Raw genomic sequence first — 17501 nt, 5'->3', positions numbered from 1 at the left:
GCCGCTCCGTCGGCCGTCCGAACGGTGAAAGGTACCTCCCGCTCGAGCACGTGGTCCGACTATGAACAGTCGACCGACCCATCCGGACGTCCTCGTCGTCGGCGGCGGCGCGACCGGCACGGGACTCGCCAGGGACCTCGCACTGCGAGGCGTGGACGTGACGCTGGCCGAACGCGGCGGGCTCTCGGCGGGCGCCTCCGGGCGCTCCCACGGCCTGCTGCACAGCGGCGCCCGGTACGCCGAGAGCGATCCCGAGGGCGCCCGCGAGTGCCTCGAGGAGAACCGCATCCTCCGCGATATCGGCGGCGCCGCCGTCCGCGAGACCCGCGGGCTGTTCGTCCAGTTGGCCGAGGACGATCCGGACTACTTCGAGGAGAAGCGCGCGGCCTGCGAGGACGTGGGGATTCCGGTCGACGTGATCGACGGCGAGACGGCTCGAGACGCGACTCCGGGCCTCAGCGACGAGGTCGAACGCGCGATGTGGGTTCCCGACGGGGTCGTCGTCCCGTCGCGGCTGGTCGCGGCCAACGCGGCGGCCGCTCGGGACCGCGGCGCCGACATCCTGCCGCACGCGCCCGTCACCGACATGACCGTCGACGACGGTCGCATCGCGTCGGTCTCGCTCGGCGGCGACGCCGAGCGGACCCTCGAGCCGACGTACGTCGTGAACGCGACGGGCGCCCACGCCGGCCGAATCGCGGCGATGGCCGGCGTCACCGTTCCGATGCGGCCGACGCGTGGCGTCATGGTCTCGGTCGAGTACGACGGCCTCGAGCCCGTCCTCAACCGCTGCCGTGATCCCGCCGACGGCGACATCGTCGTCCCCCACGACGACGAGGCCGTGCTGGGAACGACGAGCGTCCCGATCGACGATCCGGACGACTACGAGCGGGCCGACTGGGAAGTCGAGCGAACGATCGAGGAGTGCGCGACGGTCCTCCCGGCCGTCGCCGAGGCAGACCAGGTTCGGACGTGGTGGGGCGTGCGGCCGCTGTACGAACCCGAGGAGGCCGCTCGAGGCGGGCGCGGAATCTCGCGGGGCTTTCACCTGCTCGACCACGCTGCTGACGGGAGCGAGCGGACGTCCTCATCGGCGCTGGGTTCCGACGGCGTCGAGAACTTCGCCAGCATCGTCGGCGGGAAGCTGACGACCTACCGCCGGATGGCCGAGGCGACCGCGGATCTCGTCTGCGATCGACTGGACGTCGACGCCGAGTCGACCACGGCGACGACCGAACTCCCGGGCGCGTCGGAGCCGTCGACGCTCGACGAGTACGTCCGCGAGTTCGACGGGCAGGGGCCGACGGACGCGGATCTCGTCGGTGATAGCCGCTAACGCAGAGACGAACACAGCGTTAACGACCGCCGACCAACCCGCGCGTGACCGACCGCAGCGACTGCGTCACTTCCGCGGGGTGAGGGAGCCCGAGCCGGTAGCGAACCCGATCCTCCCGTTTGAGCGGGTCGAACACGACGGGTTCCTCGAGGTCCCAGATCCGCGCCGGCGACGCGCGGACGCCGCGACGCTCGAGAACGGCGTTGGCCGCGCGGCGGCCGGCCTCGTTGGCCGATTCCATGGAGGCCAGATCGGCGTTCGTTCGGACGTAGTCGCCGGCCAGCGCGAGGTTCGAAACGCCGACGTCGGCCGGCGGTCGGTTCCGCAGCGAGCCGACGGTGTTGATCAACAGCGGCGAGCGGTTCTCGACGCCGGTGACGACGGCGTCGCTGTCTTCCCGTTGCGTCTCCGACGCAACGCCGGCCTCGACGATCGCCGGATCGAGGAACCAGTCGACGAGCATCTCGTCTCGCAGCCGCTCGTCGGGGCCGTTCAGGTGGGTTTTCAGCTGTTCCCAGACCTCCGCGGCGATCTCCTCGCGGCTGCACCGTCTGGCCGGCTTCTCGTGCAGGATTCCCGGCGTCACCCAGTCGGAGACGATCACTGAGAGGACGCCCGCGACCTCGTCGTCGCGGTCCGCGAGATTATAGTCCGAGTCCGACCAGAACTGGCGCTGCGAGATCGACGTCAGCGCCCACGGGGCATCGGCGTAGACCTGGTGGCCCCGCGACAGCGCGACGTCTTCGGTCAGATAGAACTGGATCCCGTTCATCCAGGCGGTGTCGAGGCGCTCGATCCGACCGAGCGCGGGCGCGGCTCGGGTCAGTTCGGGGGTGAGCAACCGGGGAGCGACGTCGACGGGGACGGCGAGGACGTAGTCGTCGGCCTCGATCCGCTCGGGGGACGGGCCATCGGGGTCGCGCTCGGAGCCGACGACGGCACCGGTGACGCGACGACCGTCGAACTCGAGTCGCCGGATCGGCGCGTTCGGCCGAAATTCGACGCCGAGGGACTCGAGGTGGCGCACCCACGGATCGATCCAGGCCGTGCTAGTCGGCGCGTTCAGGATTCGTTCCGTAGGGCGGGTCGGATCGAGTTGGCCGAACAGCAACTGCAGGTAGATCGTGCCGATCGTCCTGGCGCTGCCGACCTGCGGGCGCAGCGCGACGAGCGACTGCGTCGCGAAGGCGAGGCGGTCGCGAAGCGCCTGCGAGCGGTTCTCGGCGTCGATGAACTCCCACCACGAGACGTCGTCGAACTCCTCCGTTCGACGCCGCTCGCAGGCGCTCAGGAAGTACAGGAGCCGCTCGAGCAGGAACCGAACGTCGTCGGCGGGCAGGTCCTCTGCGAACGCCGGGCGCAGCGCCTCGAGCCAGCCCCGCACGGTATCCGGCGTTCGGGTATCGGCGATCCGCCCCGGTCCGGTCGCGCTCGCGACGAGGGTCGCTTCGGTCTCGACGAGGTTGTCCGCGACGGTGCCGTCGCCGTCGGGGATTCGGTCCATCGTGTCGATGACGTGGCGGTAGAACGCGGGGAAGAACCGGAAGCCGTGTTCGCCGTGCAACGGCGCCGGCCCGTCGTCGAGCGGAATCGATCGCGCCTTGCCTCCGAAGCGGTCGGTGGCCTCGAAGACCGTCACCTCGAACCCCCGCTCGGCGAGTTCCTGGGCCGCGGTGAGACCGCCGATTCCGCCGCCGAGTACGGCAACGTCTGACATCGGTCGAGACTGCGGTCGCCAACGGAGTAAGCGACGCCCCTAACGAATACGGGTTCGACCGGTTTCGGCAGCGAGAGACGCCCACGGCTCGGGACTCGAGGAAGGGGAAAACCGACGCCAGAGCGGGGACGAGCGACGCCGGATCCGCGGAGCCGTATGCGTTACCGGCCGCGATCGCGTCCGCGCGCTCGGCCGCGACCGGTAGACCGACCGGGACGCCTCGAGCCATCGAGGTCGAGCACGCCGGCGAACACCTCGAAGAGGTCGGTGTTGTCGATCGATCCGGTGAACTGCTCGGCGTGCTCGCCGGCGGCGTAGATCGGAACGTCCTCGCCGGTGTGGCTGCCCGAGCCCCAGACGAGGCCCGCGCGATCGTTGAGGATCCCGTCGGCGCCGGTCAGCGCCGACGGGTCCTCCTCGAGGGCGGCGAGTTCGTCGTCGGTGAGATCGTCGATACCAGCCTGCGACTCGAGGACGGACGCGATTTTCGACGTCGAGGACGCCGCGTCGATCGCGGACGTGAGCGTCCCCTGAGACGCCTCGAGGTCGTCGATGGCGGCGACGTTCGCGCCGTAGTCGAGCCCGAGGTCGCCCGTGTCGTGGTCGGACGCCGAGACGGTCAGCGTCTCCGAGCGACGCGGGCCGTCCCGCGCGTACTCCATCGCCGCGTCGAGGGCCCGATCGAACTCGAGCTGTTCCGGAACCGTCGCGGGATCGTTCCCGTGGGAGGCGTGGTCGATGCGGCCGCCCTCGACCAGCAGGAAGAAGCCCTCGTCGGACCGCGTCTCGAGCAGGTCGATGGCTCGCTCGGTCATCTGGCGAAGCCCGGGCTGGGTGTTGTCCGCGTCGTTCGCGCGGTCGAGGTAGTAGTCGAGGTGGCCCGACTGGGAGAACAGTCCGAGGACCTTCCCCTCCGAGACGGACTCGAGTTCCGAAGCCGTCTCGACGTACGCGTAGTTCTGCTCTTCGGCCCGACCGATCAGGTCCTCGCCGTCGTCGCGGTCGTCGGCCCGGAAGTGCGAGCGGTCGCCGCCGAGGAAGACGTCGACGTCGGTCTCATCGACGAACTGGCGGGCGATCTCCTCCTGCATCCCGCGGTCCTCGACGTGGGCGGCGAACGAGGCCGGCGTCGCGTGGGTCAGCTGGGTCGTCGAGACCAGCCCGGTCGCGTAGCCGGCCTCGCCGGCCCGCTCGAGGATCGTCGGGAGCGGCTCCCGATCGGTGTCGACGCTGATCGCGCCGTTGTAGGTCTTTGCGCCCGTCGCGATGGCGGTTCCGGCGGCGGCCGAGTCGGTCACCATCGAGTTCGGATCGGCCGGGAAGTGGCTCATGTAGCCGTTGGCGTCGGCGCGGTCGACGGCGAGTTCGACGTCCGGGATGTTCTCGGGGTACGCGTCGGGATCGTCCCGGTAGGCCCGCAGATACCGCGCGGCCGTGTCGTGGGCTCTGCTGCTCCCGTCCGGAATCATCATGATCACGTTGGTCCGCGTTCCGCGGCCCCAGCGGCCCCATCCCGCGGCCTGAGCGCCCTGGCTGGCGGCCGCCGTCCCGGATACCGCGGCCAGTCCCGCCAGAAAGCTGCGTCGGTCGGTCGATCCCTTCGCACGGTCCGTCCCCGTCTGCGTGCTCTCTTGAGACATCACCGGATAGGCCACGATTCCAGTGAAGACGGTTTATAATAGGGATATAGTGTGATACGAGAATAATCGCTTGTGATAGGTTCTCGTCGATACTGATCCGTGGGTCACGCCGCAGTCTCCCGGCGCTGCGAGGGAGTCAGGAACGAAGCCGACGCGGTCGCCGTTCCCGGCGACGACGGCGCGGTCAAAACTCCTCGCGCACGTTCGACCAGATGCCCAGCGACTGGTCGTTCGAGCAGTCGATATCGACGCGGAACTCGTGGTCGTCGTCGAGGCCGATCCCGATGTGATCGAACGTCGCTACGTACCGCGACGCGTGGTGGCGACCCCGTCGAACGCCGACGGTTTCGCTGGCGAGTCCGGCCTCGGTCAGCCGATCGAGTTTTCGATAGGTCGTCGAGAGGGGGAGATCGACCGCCTCGGCGATCTCGGGAACGGTCTTGGGCGCCTCGAGAATCGCGATGATCTCTCGACAGTCAGCATCGTCCAGCACGGCAACGACGCCCGCGAGATCGGCGGCGTCGTCGGACGATGAGAACTCGAGTGTCATGGACTGCGACCACGTTAGGAGCGAAGCCTAAAGACACGTTTGGTCCCGAAAGTGCCGGACGCGTCGGCCGCGAGTCGCGACGGGTGGGCCAACTACATGTAGGATCGGCCCGACGGGCCGCGTATGAGCGACGAGACGCCCGACTCGACGGTCGAGAACACGCCCGGACAGGGACGGACGCCCGAACCGGAACGAATCGAACCCGCGGCGCCCGAGGAGTTCGGCCTCGTGCAGGTCTGGTGGGGCGACGGCAAGGGGAAGACGACGGCCACGCTCGGGATGGGACTGCGCGCCGCGGGCCACGGCTACCGCGTCCACATGCTCCAGTTCATGAAGGGCGGCGCCTCGAGCGTCGACGCCGTCCGGGGCGAGTACAACGCCATCGCGGCGCTGCCGGGGATCAGCTACGAGAACCTCGGCCACTACGGCTGGCACGGGATGGCCGACGGCAGCGACGAGGAAGACCACGAGGCCCAGGCCCAAGCGGGCCTCGAGCGCGCTCACGAACTGCTCGAGGCGGCGGCCGAGGCCGATCTCGAGGCGCCGATCGATCTCGACGCACCGCCGGAGGAGGGGGTACACATGCTGATTCTGGACGAGGTGCTCTACGCCGCGGATCGCGACCTGCTCTCGGAGGACGACGTCCACGGCCTCATCGACGCGAAGCCCGACGACCTCGAACTGGTGCTCTCGGGGAGCCACGCGGAACCGGCGTACCTCGAGGATCGAGCCGATCTCGTCACGAACGTTCGCAAAGTGAAACATCCGATCGACGACGGCCAGCGGGCACGGCGCGGAACCGAGTTCTGAGCGACAGCGGCGGCCGCTCGAGCGAAACCCCCGGTTCGGCGACCGTGTTACTATTCTCCTACCAACACAATTAATATCAGCTCCTGAGAACGTATCGGCGTTCAATGGGTGCAATTCGGGTAGACGGACTGGGCAAGTCCTACGGAGCCGTCGAGGCGGTGGCCGACATGAGCTTCACCGTCGAGCGCGGGGAGTTGTACGGGTTTCTCGGCCCCAACGGCGCGGGCAAGACGACCACGATCAGAACGCTGACGGGCCAGATTCAGCCGGACGCGGGGACGGTGCGAGTTCTCGAGACCGATCCGGCGACCGAGCCGATCGAAACCCGGGAGCGAGTCGGGATCCTGCCGGAGCAACAGTCGCCGCCGAGTTTCCTCACGCCGCGGGAGTACCTCGAGTTCGTCGGCGACGTCCGCAATCTCGATTCCGACCGGGTGTCCGAGCGGACGGCCGACTGGGCCCGGCGACTCGGCTTCGAGAACAAACTCGACACGCTGCATACGGACCTCTCGCGAGGCCAACAGCAGAAGGTGATGATCACGCAGGCGTTCCTCCACGAGCCCGACGTGGTCTTCATCGACGAGCCGCTGGCGAACCTCGACCCGCTGGTCCAGGAGCAGGTCAAGCGGTTCCTCGTCTCCTACGCCGCCGGCGACAACGCCGTCTTCGTCTCGACGCACAACATCGACGTGGCCGAGGAGATCTGTACCCGGGTCGGCATCGTCGCCGACGGTCAAATCGTGACCGAGCGCTCGCTCGCGGGTGAGGACGGCGGTGGGGACGGCAACGACGAATCGCTCCTCGAAGTGTTCCTCGAGCGCGTCGAGAGCGAGGACGCTCGAGATCTGCCCTCGCTCGAGCAGATCGACGCATGAGCGGGGCGACGACCGACCGATCGGGACCCTCGACGCGGCGGCTGCTCGGCGTGCTCTTCCGCGAGGAGTGGCGGCTGCACACCCAGCTGTTCGGCGGCTGGCGGTTCGCGCTCTTCCCGGGAGTTATCGCCGTCCTCGCAGTGGGTGCGACGGTCGCCCTGCGCGAGACGGGGACCGCGGACGGAACGATCCTGACGGGGCTGCACGTCCTCGCGCTCGGCTTCGGTCTCTACAGCGGGACCGCCGGATTCGCCGGCTCGGACATGCTCGAGAACGTGTTCGGCGAGCTCTCGCTGCTCCTCTCGTCGTCGACGACGCTCCCGCTGTCTCGGCGGCGCTTGCTGGGCGTCTTCCTGCTGAAGGACGCGCTGTTCTACGCGGTCGCGTTCGTCCTGCCGATGGCGCTCTCGAACGCCGTGCTGGCCGACCGTCTCGCGGCGGCGCCGGCCGCGGTGGGAGCGCTGTGGCTCTCGCTGTCGCTAACGTTCGCCGCCGGGATGGCCCTGACCGTCGCGCTGATCGCGGTCCGAACCCGCGGCGTGCCGACGTGGGCGATCACCGCTGCGATCGTCGTCGTCGCCGGCGCGGCGTGGCTGACGGGAATCGGCGGGGCCGTCTGGAAGGCGTTCGTGCCGATCAACGGCGGACTGGCCGGTGCGATCGGACTGGCGGTCGGAACCGGAGTCGTCGGCGCGGCGTCACTGGCCCTGTACGATCCGACCTACGGGCGGCCGTCCCGGACCGCGAGCGATCGGTTCGCCCGGCTCAGCGACGCGCTCCCCGTGGAGGCGATCGGTGCTGACAGCGCGCTCGTCTCGAAGACGCTGCTCGATCTGGCTCGCTCGTCGGGCGGCGTCACGAAGCCGTTCGTCTCCGCGGCCATCCTGCTGGCGCTGGTCGCCGCGCTCGTCGGCGTCGTGGACTCGATCACCGGGATCGCGCCGGCGCCGGGCGTCTTCTTCGGCGGCGTGCTGGGGCTGACCGCGTTTACCACGTACAACTGGCTGACCCAGTTCGACTCGCTCGAGGCTTACCTCGCCTACCCCGTCTCGATCGACGACGTCTTCCGGGCGAAACGGGTCGCATTCGTCCTCGTCGGCGCGCCGACGGTGGCGGTGCCGTATCTCGCGGCCGTGCTCTGGTTCGAGGCGACGCTCGTCGACGCGGTCGTCGGCGCAATTCTGCTGGCGGGCTACGCGCTGTACTACTACGGACTGACCGTCTACATCGCCGGCTTCGATCCCAACGAGTTCCTCTTCGACGCCGTTCGGTTCTCGCTGTTCACGCTCGGGGTGGGGGTCGCGCTCGTGCCGACGCTGGTCGCCGGGTTCGTCGTAGTTCCGCCAACCGGGGCCGTTGCGATGGCGCTGGGAGTTGGTGGGGTCGGATTCGGTGTCGTCGGGTTGGTTCTCTCGAATCGGGCCGGCCCGCGCTGGGAGCAGCGGTCTCGAGATGGCGACTAGTTCGTTTCTGGAAGGGGAGACACACACCACTCTTTCAAGTGAATCTCGTCACCACCAAATTACGATCAACAGGAGGAATCGAGTGCAGCAGCTGTTGAGTCGAGAACGACACACCACTCTTTCGAGTGAACATGGGCCTTACAACCACGTTTTCGACTGATTTCGGTAGAAGAAGAGAGAGTCAAGAAGCAGCCAACACACCACCAATTCCGGAGCTATCTCACACGTCGTGTCGATACTGGACACACCACTCTTTCAAGTGAATATTGCCCTTACATGATCTGTTAGAGCATATTTCTGCAGAAGAGGATGTAATTACGGAGCTACCAACACCCCACTATTTCCGAAGCTATTGTACCTAGAGGAAGGAACTGACGATCCGGGAACAGAGACACACCACTCTTACAAGTGAAACTTGACGGAACTACCCTAGCCGACGTGGCAGAAGTGCATCCAATTTACAGAGTAGAGTACGCTATGTGATATCGTTCATATCTGCAATGTCACGAATCACTTCAATCTCTCTATCGAGATACAGCACGTCGGCCATTGCCCCGATAGCACTCGTGAACGGCACGTCGAGGCTATAACTATAGTAGTTTCCACGAGAACCGCTACGATTCTCTTTCGCAGAGAGGATACCGAGCATGCGAAGATCGGAGAGGTGATTGTGAACCGACCGTTGTGCGAGTGTATCCGTCCCCGAGGACTCGCAGAGATCGACGTATTCCTGATAGACCTCTCGAGTTCGACACGGGGTTTCGTCCTTTGCCGCCTTCGAGATCACCGCGAGAAGTGTGAGACGACCATGAGTTGTGAGTTCGCGCATTCCCTCCTCGACTCGTTCTTGCTCGAGTTTCGAACGAGCGTCCTCAACGTGGTCCTCGCAAATACAGTCCGCATCCCTGCTTTCCGCGATTTCACCGGCAAGTCGAAGGAGATCGAGGCCTTGACGGGCGCTCCCGCTATCTCGAGCAGCGAGTGCAGCACAAAACTCGAGGACACCATCCTCGTAGGCATCGTCTTTAACGGCGATATCTGCTCGAGAAGCGAGTATATTAGCTAGTTCAGTTGCATCGTACGGCGGGAACTGGAGTTCGCGTTCACAAAGCGTGTCCTGAACGCGAGAGTCGAGTTGCTCACGGAATTTGAAATCGTTGCTAATACCGATAACGCCGACCCTCGTCGACTCGAGATAGCCGTTCGAGCGGGCACGGGGAAGTTCGTAGAGAAGTTCGTCTCGATCACCGATCGAATCGATCTCATCGAGTACGATGAGAATCGTTCCACCGAGAACATCGAGTTCATCGTAGAGCTTCGAAAAGACGGTTTGCTGCGGATAACCGGTCGAACTGATTTCGTTTCCCGGTGGACGTAGCTCGTTTACTAGCCGTACTGCGACTTGATAGGAGGAATTGAGCGTTTTGCAGTTGATCGAAATGACGGAAAGATCGACGTCATCGTAGCGTTCGATATCCTTCTGAAGTTCTTCGAGAAGATACTCGGTGACGGCCGTTTTGCCGACGCCAGTGTTGCCATAGATGAACACGTTGTTCGGCTCCCATCCGTCCACAACTGGTTGAAGCGCATCCGTATACGCAGCGATCTCTTCATCACGTTCCTCTATCTCCGTCGGTTGATACGACTCGCCCAACGCATCTTTGTTTTGAAAAATCGACCTCTTACGTTCGAACCGAGTCATATGAAACTATTTTGAAGGAAGTGTTATAAAACCACCCATTCATCTGATTCAAGTAAAGTGGGAGACACCACCTTTTCAAGTGAAGGGTCCACAATGGCTACAGCGAAACAACACACCACGATTTCATCTAATACCCATACATGTAATATATAAATCATATATCGAAAAAGGCGAACTAGAGTTTTCACGCTCAACAGCCAGTTGGCTAGCTATTTCAGTTGTAACGGTGATATGTCTCTACCGACTATCGTACCGAAAAGCGGCTTCACGATTGCAGTGTCGCCGCCGCTGTGCTTCACTCGCAACCATAGTGTGTGGCTGGGTAGATAAAATCAGAACGAGAAATATACCCACTCGAGTCTAGGATACAACGCCGAATCCAATTAAAAGAAGGTGGCGACACACCATGTTTGCAAGTGAAGCTGGCAAGTTGACCGGTCGTACCGAGGAGAATTTCGAACAGACGCGGAACACGTCTACATCCATTCTACACCATCCATTATGATAGCAACTTGGTGCTCTTGGAACAGGCTTCACTTGCAAATGTGGTGTGTGACTGTACGGCAGTTGAATTACGTTTGAACCGGTAGTGGGTATGAAAGTCTACCCGTCCACTCCTGAAAACGAATGAAGTGAGGGTGTGTCTCCGTCAGTAAACGGCCACGTTGAAAGAACAATACGAAGGCTCTGGAGATCATTACCTTCGAAAATCGTAGTAATCCTGCTTCATTCGTGCTCGAAAGCTCCGGAAACAGTGGTGTGTGTCTGGTAGCTTTCCATACCCTCCTGAGAATCGAAATCTTCAGAAACAGTGGTGAATCGCCATAGAGCGTTGGATTCACCTAACTCACAGCACGTCTGCTGTTATAGATAGCACACATCAGAGTGACTTCACGGAATTCTCGATAGTAGTCAAACGGTTATCGAAAGGTACAATCAGAGCCAAGACTGCGGACGTCGAGCTTCTATTCGATCTCGATCGATTCCGGACTCGCGATCGAAGCGCTTGCAGAGGGTCCACATCTCGAGAGCGTCACGGAAATCCTCCATGAGATAAGTGGACAACGTCTACACTGGAACACCCCCCGTACACTGGAACCGGGGGGTTCTCGTAGCTCGTGGTGTGTCAGAGTAGTCAATCAACGGAGTCTAATCTCACTTAGGTCGACTATCGATTCGATGTTGGGGAACACTCCTCATTAGAGACAGTAGCCAACTCGGACACAGTATCGTTGCAAGTGAAGACAGAAGCTTAGTGGTGTCTACGTCCCGAATATCTCGAGTTTACACTGGGGCACCCCCTCCCTCTCTCACTGGACATTACGACAGCAGGAATCACAGCTCGTTCGGAACAGCTCCACTTGCAAAAGTGGTGTGTGACTGTCCCCGATGAACAAAAGAGGTACGCTGAAGGATTCGAAAATCGTCTCGGATCCTATAGTGGTAATCCGGAAAGCGACCGTCATCCCCTACGAGATCCTACCCCACATCGAACCCCATCCCGGCGAAGAAGTCGACTTCGAGGACGGCCAGCTGTCAGACCCTACAACGACGAATAGTAATCTAACGGCCTCGAGACGGCCCGGATCCGTTCCGACGAATCGATAGGACGATACCGAACGCCGCGCGAATGAGACCCACGCGAATGACCAGAACGCTGCTCGTCGCCGGAACCGCGAGCCACGTCGGCAAATCGACGGTTGCCGCGGGTCTCTGTCGGCTGCTCGCCGATCGAGGCGTCTCGGTCGCCCCGTTCAAGGGACAGAACATGAGCAACAACGCTCGAGTCGTCGTACGACCCGAAGCAGCGGCCGGCGACGACCGAAGCGACACCGACGAGAGCGACGAACCGGATGTCGACAAGTGGGGCGAGATCGGCGTCTCCCAGTTCGTCCAGGCTCGAGCGGCCCGCATCACCCCCACTACGGACTGCAACCCGGTCCTGCTCAAACCGCGCGGCGACGGGGAGAGCCAGCTGGTCCTGCAGGGACGGGCCCACGAGCACGTCCCCGCGGGCCGGTACTACGAGGAGTTCTGGGACGAGGCCCGCGCCGCAGCCGAAGAGTCCTACCGGCGACTCGCGGCCGACCACGACGTGATCGTCGCGGAGGGCGCCGGCAGCATCGGCGAGATCAACCTCCACGATCGGGACCTCGCGAACGTCGAAACCGCGCGGTTCGCCGACGCCGACATCCTCCTGCTGGTCGACATCGAGCGCGGCGGGGCCTTCGCCAGCCTCTACGGGACGATCGAACTGCTCCCCGACGCGCTGCGCGATCGGGTCGTCGGCGCCGTGATCACCAAGTTCCGCGGCGACCGGTCGCTGCTCGAGCCCGGCATCGAGGAGATCGAGTCGAAGACCGGCGTGCCGATCCTGGGCGTCCTCCCGTACGACGATCCCGGCCTCCCCGAGGAGGACAGCGTCGGCCTTCCATCGAAACGCGAGCGCGGCGTGCTGGGCGACGACGACGGCGTTCCCGACGACCGGCGGCTCACCGTCGCCGTGCCGCGCCTCCCCAGGATTTCGAACGCGACGGACCTCGAGGCGCTGGCCGCGGAGCCGGGCGTCTCGGTCGCGTTCGTGCCAGTCGACGCGGAGTCGGCGGCCGAGGGACAGGCGGTCAGTACCGATCCGCTCGCGGCCGTCGACGCCGACGCGGTCGTCCTCCCGGGAACGAAGAACACCGTCGACGATCTGCTGGCGCTCCACGAGGCCGGCTTCGCCGACGCGCTCGCGGCGTTCGACGGGCCGATCGTCGGCGTCTGCGGCGGCTACCAGATGCTCGGGGAACGGATTACGAACGCGGCGCTCGAGGGGACCGGCGACGACGCCGTCGTCGAGGGACTCGGGCTGTTACCGGTCGAGACGCGGTTCGAGGGGACCAAGCGCGTCGAGCAGACGACGGTCCCAGTCGACGGGTCCGCGTCGCCGCTGCTGGCCGGCGCCGAGGGCACCGCGTCTGGCTACGAGATCCACGCCGGACGGACGCGCGTGCTCGAGGCCGAGCGCGAAGCGATCGCCCGACCGCTCGGCGACTCGAGCGCGGCCCGCGGACGCGTGCTCGGCACGTATCTCCACGGCCTGTTCGACAACGAGGCGGTCCGAACGGCGTTTCTCGAGGCCGTCGCGTCCGAGACGGGAACCGATCGCCCGCGTCACAGTGCCGAGACGGCTGGAACGGGAACGGATGCCGGCGAGGAGCCCGCGTCAGCAGCCGCTTCGGAGTCGGGTTCGCAGACCGAGCGGACGGTCGGGTCCGGGTCGACGCCGTACGACCGCGCCGCGGCGCTGGTCGGCGAGCACGTCGATCTCGAGGCGCTCGGCCGGCCGTTCGATTCGTGAGTTCGAGTCGCGGGCGATCGAGCGAATCGCTACGGACGACAGGGCGATGTCGGAGCAACGACGGCTTCGGGTCGCGTTACGTCGGCTCCGAACGGTAGGTTCCGAGCAGTTCCTCGAGGATGATACACTCCTGATCGGTCGACTCGTAGTGGGTGTCGATGAACCGCTCGGCGGCCTCGTAGTCGCCTCGAAGCCCGTGTTTGCGAACGGTGATCACGGCGTCGAGGAAGAAGGTTCCACCGTCGGCACCCAGCGCCTTCGCGTGATCCTCCTCGGAGATGTCGAGTTCGGTCTTGATCTCGTCGAAGTTGAACGTCTTCACCTCGTGGTCGTTGTTGAGCAGCGTGAGGACGTACTCCGCGGAGAAGCGGTAGAACTCGGATTTGCTCTCGAACATACCGTCGTCGACCAGTTCGTCGATCGCCTCGACGACCTCGTCCGGGTACCTGACGGTATCTTTGGCCATACCGTTACGGTGTTCGCTGCGGGCTAATGATTGTTTCGAAGAATTGTACGGCCCGTTACAAGAATCGGCGACGGACTCGGCGTTCGTATCGAATCTCGAAACGGGACGAACGTTAAAGGACGCGGGACGGATCCCTCCACACGAACAGCTGTGATCGACGTGTCCCTCGGGTTCCTCCTCAGTTCCCTCCCCTGGTGGTTAGCGGCGCCGTTGATCCAGATCGCGGTGCTCGTCGTCGGCATGGCGTTAGACGAGACGTACGTTAACCGGACGACGGTCCTGATGGGGGCGCTGGCGGCGCACATCCACATCTTCGTCGCCGGCGAAGCCGGTCTGCTGGTCTCCATCTACGCCGACGCGGGACTGGCCGTCGGCGCCTACGGACTGTATGCCTACGTCATCGACGGCTACGTCGCCACCTGGTTTCGGCTGCTCGCCTACTACGTCTACTCGCCGCTATCGGTCTTTCTCGTCATCCTGACCGCCGGCCCCACCGTGATCGGCGTCGAACCGCTGGTCGTCCTCGCGCTGGCCGGGGCGGGGTACGCCAACTTCCAGTTCCGCGAGTACCTCCGGCCCGATCAGCCCTTCTACTTCGGTCCGCGAACCCAGGAGGAGTTCGACGCCGTCCTCGAGACCGAAATCGGCGCGGGATCGCCGGCCGGCGCCGACGCCCCCGATTCCGAAACCGCTGGTGACGGCGTCGCCGATCCCGGGACGGTCGCCGGCGAAGCGGAACCGGGAGCGGCCGCCGCGGAAACCGCCTCGAGTCCCGCCGGTACCGAGCCCGCCGGACCGAACACCGCCGGGCAGTCGGCGTCCGGACAGAACGCGACCGGGCAGCAGACGGCCGGCCGAGGCGGAGCGAGCGCCGACGCGTTCGACGACGCCGAGTCCGCCGAAGACGGGGCGGAGTTCGACCACCCGGGCGCCGAACCGGCCGCCGCGTCCGACTCGAGCGAGCGGGGGATCCTGCCGAAGTTCATGCGCCGACTCTAGTCGCGTTCGAGCGGGTTCTTGCTGAGTCGGAAAAACAGCGGATCTACACGGCATACACGTTCTAAACGTGTAGTTCCGATTTTACACTGTTTAGAATGTGTGGACTGTTTAGAATGTGTAGACGGTGTTCGTGGTAGCGGTACTTCACCGCGGCCGTGACGGGCGAACGGTCCGAGGCGGCCCACCGGGAGCGAACGATATCGTCGAGCGACGGAGAGGAAAGCAACTCCCTCGGAGTACCGATCGCAGCGGCCGTTGAACGCCGTTCGTAGCCGTAACCGTTCGGGATATCCAGTACCAGTACGCTTTTATTCTGCGAAAATCTTTTCCTGAAATGACGCTTTCAAGCGGTCACGAACCACACGGTCCCCCATCGAATGTCCCCCGAGATCCGTTCCGGCCCGATCGTACACATCTCGACGTCTCACACGGAGTCGCTCCAGGCACGGCTTTGCGAAGCGTCTTCGGCCGGCGTTCGATCGATCACGCCAGCGGCCCTCGAGGACGATCTCGAGTCAGTCTTCGACGGGGAAAACGAGTCCGACGGGGAAAGCGAGTCCGACGCGGGGCCGTCGGTTCCCGCCGGGTTCGTCCTCGAACTCGAGCGTCCCGAACGGGTTCGGACCGCCCTCGAACGGCTGTTCGAGGCGTGGCCGGACGCGCCGACGGTCGTCGCCCCGCCGACCGGCAGTGAGGCGCTCGCGGCGGCGGCGCTGCGGGGCGGCGCCGCCGAGTACGCGCCCCTCGACGGCGACGGGGACCCGGTCGAGCGGATCGTCGATGCGATCCGCACGCTCGGCGGGGCAGTCAGCGCCGGCGAGACCGCCGGCGAACCGACGTCCGCCACGGCGGCGAACGGTGCAGGCCGGGCGGTCGGCGTCTCCGCAGCCCCGGTCGAGAGTCGGCCGGCGACGGAATCGACCGGCGAGTACCACCGCATCCTCGCGAACGAGTTGCCCGACGAGGCCTTCGTCATCGCCGCCGACGGCACCTACCTCGAGGCGAAGGTCCGGTCCGACGCCGCCGATCTCTACACGACGACGGCCGACGAACTGCCCGGGAAGAACCTCGCGGAGGTGTTTCCCGACGACAGGGCCGCGGAGTTGCAGGCGTGTGTCGATCGAACGCTCCGGACCGGCGACGTACAGTCGATCGAGTACGAGGCGAGAACGACCGACGGCTGCCGACGGTACGAGGGGCGGGTCGTCCCGATCGACGAACCGATCGACGGCCGGAACGCCGTCGTCTGGCTCGCCAGAGACATTACCGAGCGGATGCGTCGAGAGCGAGAGCTGCGATCGCGACGGGACGAACTCGAGACGCTCAACAGGATCAGCGCGGTCGTCGGACAGGTGATCGACACGCTGGTCGAGGCACCCTCCCGGGAGGCCATCGAACGGGAGGTCTGCGACCAGCTCGTTGAGTCGGAGCTGTACTGCGGGGCCTGGATCGCCGAGCGGACGGGCGAGGGGTCCCTCGCCTTCCGAACCGGCGCCGGCGACGTGGACGCGTACCTCGACCGCGCGAAGGAACTCGAGGAGGGCCACGCGTATCTGGTCCAGCAGGCCGCCGAGACCGGCGAGATCCAGACGGCGACGCGCATCCCGACGAGCGATTCGATGCCCGAATCGCTCTGCAGGGCCGCCCGGACGGACGGCGTCCGGTCCGCGATCGCCGTTCCGATCAGCCACAACGACTCGGTCTACGGCGTCCTGACGGTCCTCGCGGACCGCGAAGACGCCTTCGGAGAGGGCGAGCGAGCCGGGTTCGGCCTGCTCGGCGAGACGATCGGCTTCACGATCATGGCCGTCAAGAACCGCCAGCTGCTGTTCGCCGACACGGTCGTCGAACTCGAGTTCCGGATCGACGGCGGCAACACCTTCTCGTTCGATCTCTCCGAGCGGTACGGCTGTACCGTCTCGCTCGAGTGGGCCGGAACGACGGCGGACGGCCGCACCGTCCAATACGTCACGATCGACGGCCTCGACGGCGAGACCGTCCTCGAGGAGGCCGAGGCACATCCGTCGATCGAGAACTGTCGGCTCATTCACGACGGCGGCGAGAACTGCACGATCGAGATTCGCCTCGCGAAGTCGGGGGTCCGAACGCTCGCGAACCACGGCGCGACGTTCCGCGAGGTCACCGTCGACGACGGCGTCGGAACCTGTCTGATCGAGGTCTCGCAGGACGCGAACGTCCGCGAGATCGCGAAGGCGTTGACGGTGATCTACGAGAACACCGAACTCGTCGCGCGCCGCGAGATCGACCGCCCGGTTCGAACCGCCGCTCAGCGGCGGGATCGCATCTTCGACCAACTGACCGATCGACAGCTGACGACGCTGCGACTCGCCTACTACAGCGGCTTCTTCGAGTGGCCCCGCGAGAGCACCGGCGAGGAGATCGCCGAGGCGATGAACGTCTCGCCGCCGACGATGCACCAGCACCTCCGGAAGGGGATGAAGGCGGTCCTCGAGAAGTTCTTCGAAGCCAGCGGCGGCCCGCAGCCGCCCTGAGCGGCGGTCGACCGGCGGGACCGCTTAGCGAGCACGCGACGGGTCCGACCCCGGGTACTCAGCGGTGCCGATCGTCGATCGTCGATC

General features: G+C 65.0%; 12 protein-coding genes. 7 read left to right on the top strand and 5 right to left on the bottom strand.

The window, feature by feature from the left end; all coding sequences use genetic code 11:
- The first annotated feature begins 61 nt into the window (after positions 1-61).
- Positions 62-1336 carry an FAD-dependent oxidoreductase gene (locus tag HTZ84_RS21560; RefSeq protein ID WP_174682704.1) on the top strand — a complete coding sequence of 425 codons (1275 nt, stop codon included), beginning with the start codon at positions 62-64 and terminating at the stop codon, positions 1334-1336.
- 19 nt (positions 1337-1355) lie between these two features.
- Here the strand turns inward: HTZ84_RS21560 and HTZ84_RS21555 are convergent, their stop codons facing one another.
- The 3 genes from HTZ84_RS21555 to HTZ84_RS21545 all read right to left on the bottom strand — a co-directional run bounded on the left by HTZ84_RS21555 (position 1356) and on the right by HTZ84_RS21545 (position 5243).
- Positions 1356-3053 (bottom strand): hydroxysqualene dehydroxylase, encoded by a 1698-nt coding sequence (locus tag HTZ84_RS21555; RefSeq protein ID WP_174682703.1) that lies wholly within the window; start codon positions 3051-3053, stop codon positions 1356-1358.
- A 161-nt stretch (positions 3054-3214) separates the two neighbouring features.
- Entirely contained in the window at positions 3215-4693 is a 1479-nt protein-coding gene (locus tag HTZ84_RS21550) for an alkaline phosphatase (protein ID WP_174682702.1), read from the bottom strand.
- 184 nt (positions 4694-4877) lie between these two features.
- Complete coding sequence (locus HTZ84_RS21545) at positions 4878-5243, bottom strand: helix-turn-helix domain-containing protein (RefSeq protein ID WP_174682701.1); 366 nt, start codon at positions 5241-5243, stop codon at positions 4878-4880.
- 123 nt (positions 5244-5366) lie between these two features.
- Between HTZ84_RS21545 and HTZ84_RS21540 the strand changes: the two genes are divergently transcribed.
- From HTZ84_RS21540 to HTZ84_RS21530, 3 genes are all read left to right on the top strand, one after another.
- Entirely contained in the window at positions 5367-6053 is a 687-nt protein-coding gene (locus tag HTZ84_RS21540) for a cob(I)yrinic acid a,c-diamide adenosyltransferase (RefSeq protein WP_174682700.1), read from the top strand.
- Positions 6054-6157: 104 nt separating this feature from the next.
- A complete protein-coding gene (locus tag HTZ84_RS21535; RefSeq protein WP_174682699.1) occupies positions 6158-6928 on the top strand; it encodes an ABC transporter ATP-binding protein in 771 nt (256 codons plus the stop codon).
- The gene (locus tag HTZ84_RS21530; protein WP_174682698.1) at positions 6925-8391 is read left to right on the top strand and encodes a hypothetical protein; all 1467 of its coding nucleotides are present in this window, start codon (positions 6925-6927) and stop codon (positions 8389-8391) included. The genes HTZ84_RS21535 and HTZ84_RS21530 overlap by 4 nt, the downstream gene beginning before the upstream one ends.
- Before the next feature lie 475 nt (positions 8392-8866).
- On the opposite strand, the gene HTZ84_RS21525 is transcribed toward HTZ84_RS21530, so the two are convergent.
- Entirely contained in the window at positions 8867-10093 is a 1227-nt protein-coding gene (locus tag HTZ84_RS21525; RefSeq protein WP_174682697.1) for an orc1/cdc6 family replication initiation protein, read from the bottom strand.
- Positions 10094-11738: 1645 nt separating this feature from the next.
- Between HTZ84_RS21525 and HTZ84_RS21520 the strand changes: the two genes are divergently transcribed.
- Complete coding sequence (locus HTZ84_RS21520; protein ID WP_174682696.1) at positions 11739-13436, top strand: cobyric acid synthase; 1698 nt, start codon at positions 11739-11741, stop codon at positions 13434-13436.
- Positions 13437-13512: 76 nt separating this feature from the next.
- Here the strand turns inward: HTZ84_RS21520 and HTZ84_RS21515 are convergent, their stop codons facing one another.
- The gene (locus tag HTZ84_RS21515) at positions 13513-13902 is read right to left on the bottom strand and encodes a CopG family transcriptional regulator (RefSeq protein WP_174682695.1); all 390 of its coding nucleotides are present in this window, start codon (positions 13900-13902) and stop codon (positions 13513-13515) included.
- 150 nt (positions 13903-14052) lie between these two features.
- Between HTZ84_RS21515 and HTZ84_RS21510 the strand changes: the two genes are divergently transcribed.
- The gene (locus HTZ84_RS21510; RefSeq protein WP_174682694.1) at positions 14053-14901 is read left to right on the top strand and encodes an ICP22 family protein; all 849 of its coding nucleotides are present in this window, start codon (positions 14053-14055) and stop codon (positions 14899-14901) included.
- 377 nt (positions 14902-15278) lie between these two features.
- Positions 15279-17414, top strand: a complete 2136-nt coding sequence (locus tag HTZ84_RS21505) for a bacterio-opsin activator domain-containing protein (protein WP_174682693.1) — start codon at positions 15279-15281, stop codon at positions 17412-17414.
- Positions 17415-17501: the final 87 nt, after the last annotated feature.

The sequence above is a fragment of the Haloterrigena gelatinilytica genome (genome assembly GCF_013342145.1).
Taxonomy (GTDB): domain Archaea; phylum Halobacteriota; class Halobacteria; order Halobacteriales; family Natrialbaceae; genus Haloterrigena; species Haloterrigena gelatinilytica.
Note: the sequence above shows the minus strand (reverse complement) of the source record. Positions and strands in the feature narration are given on the sequence as shown.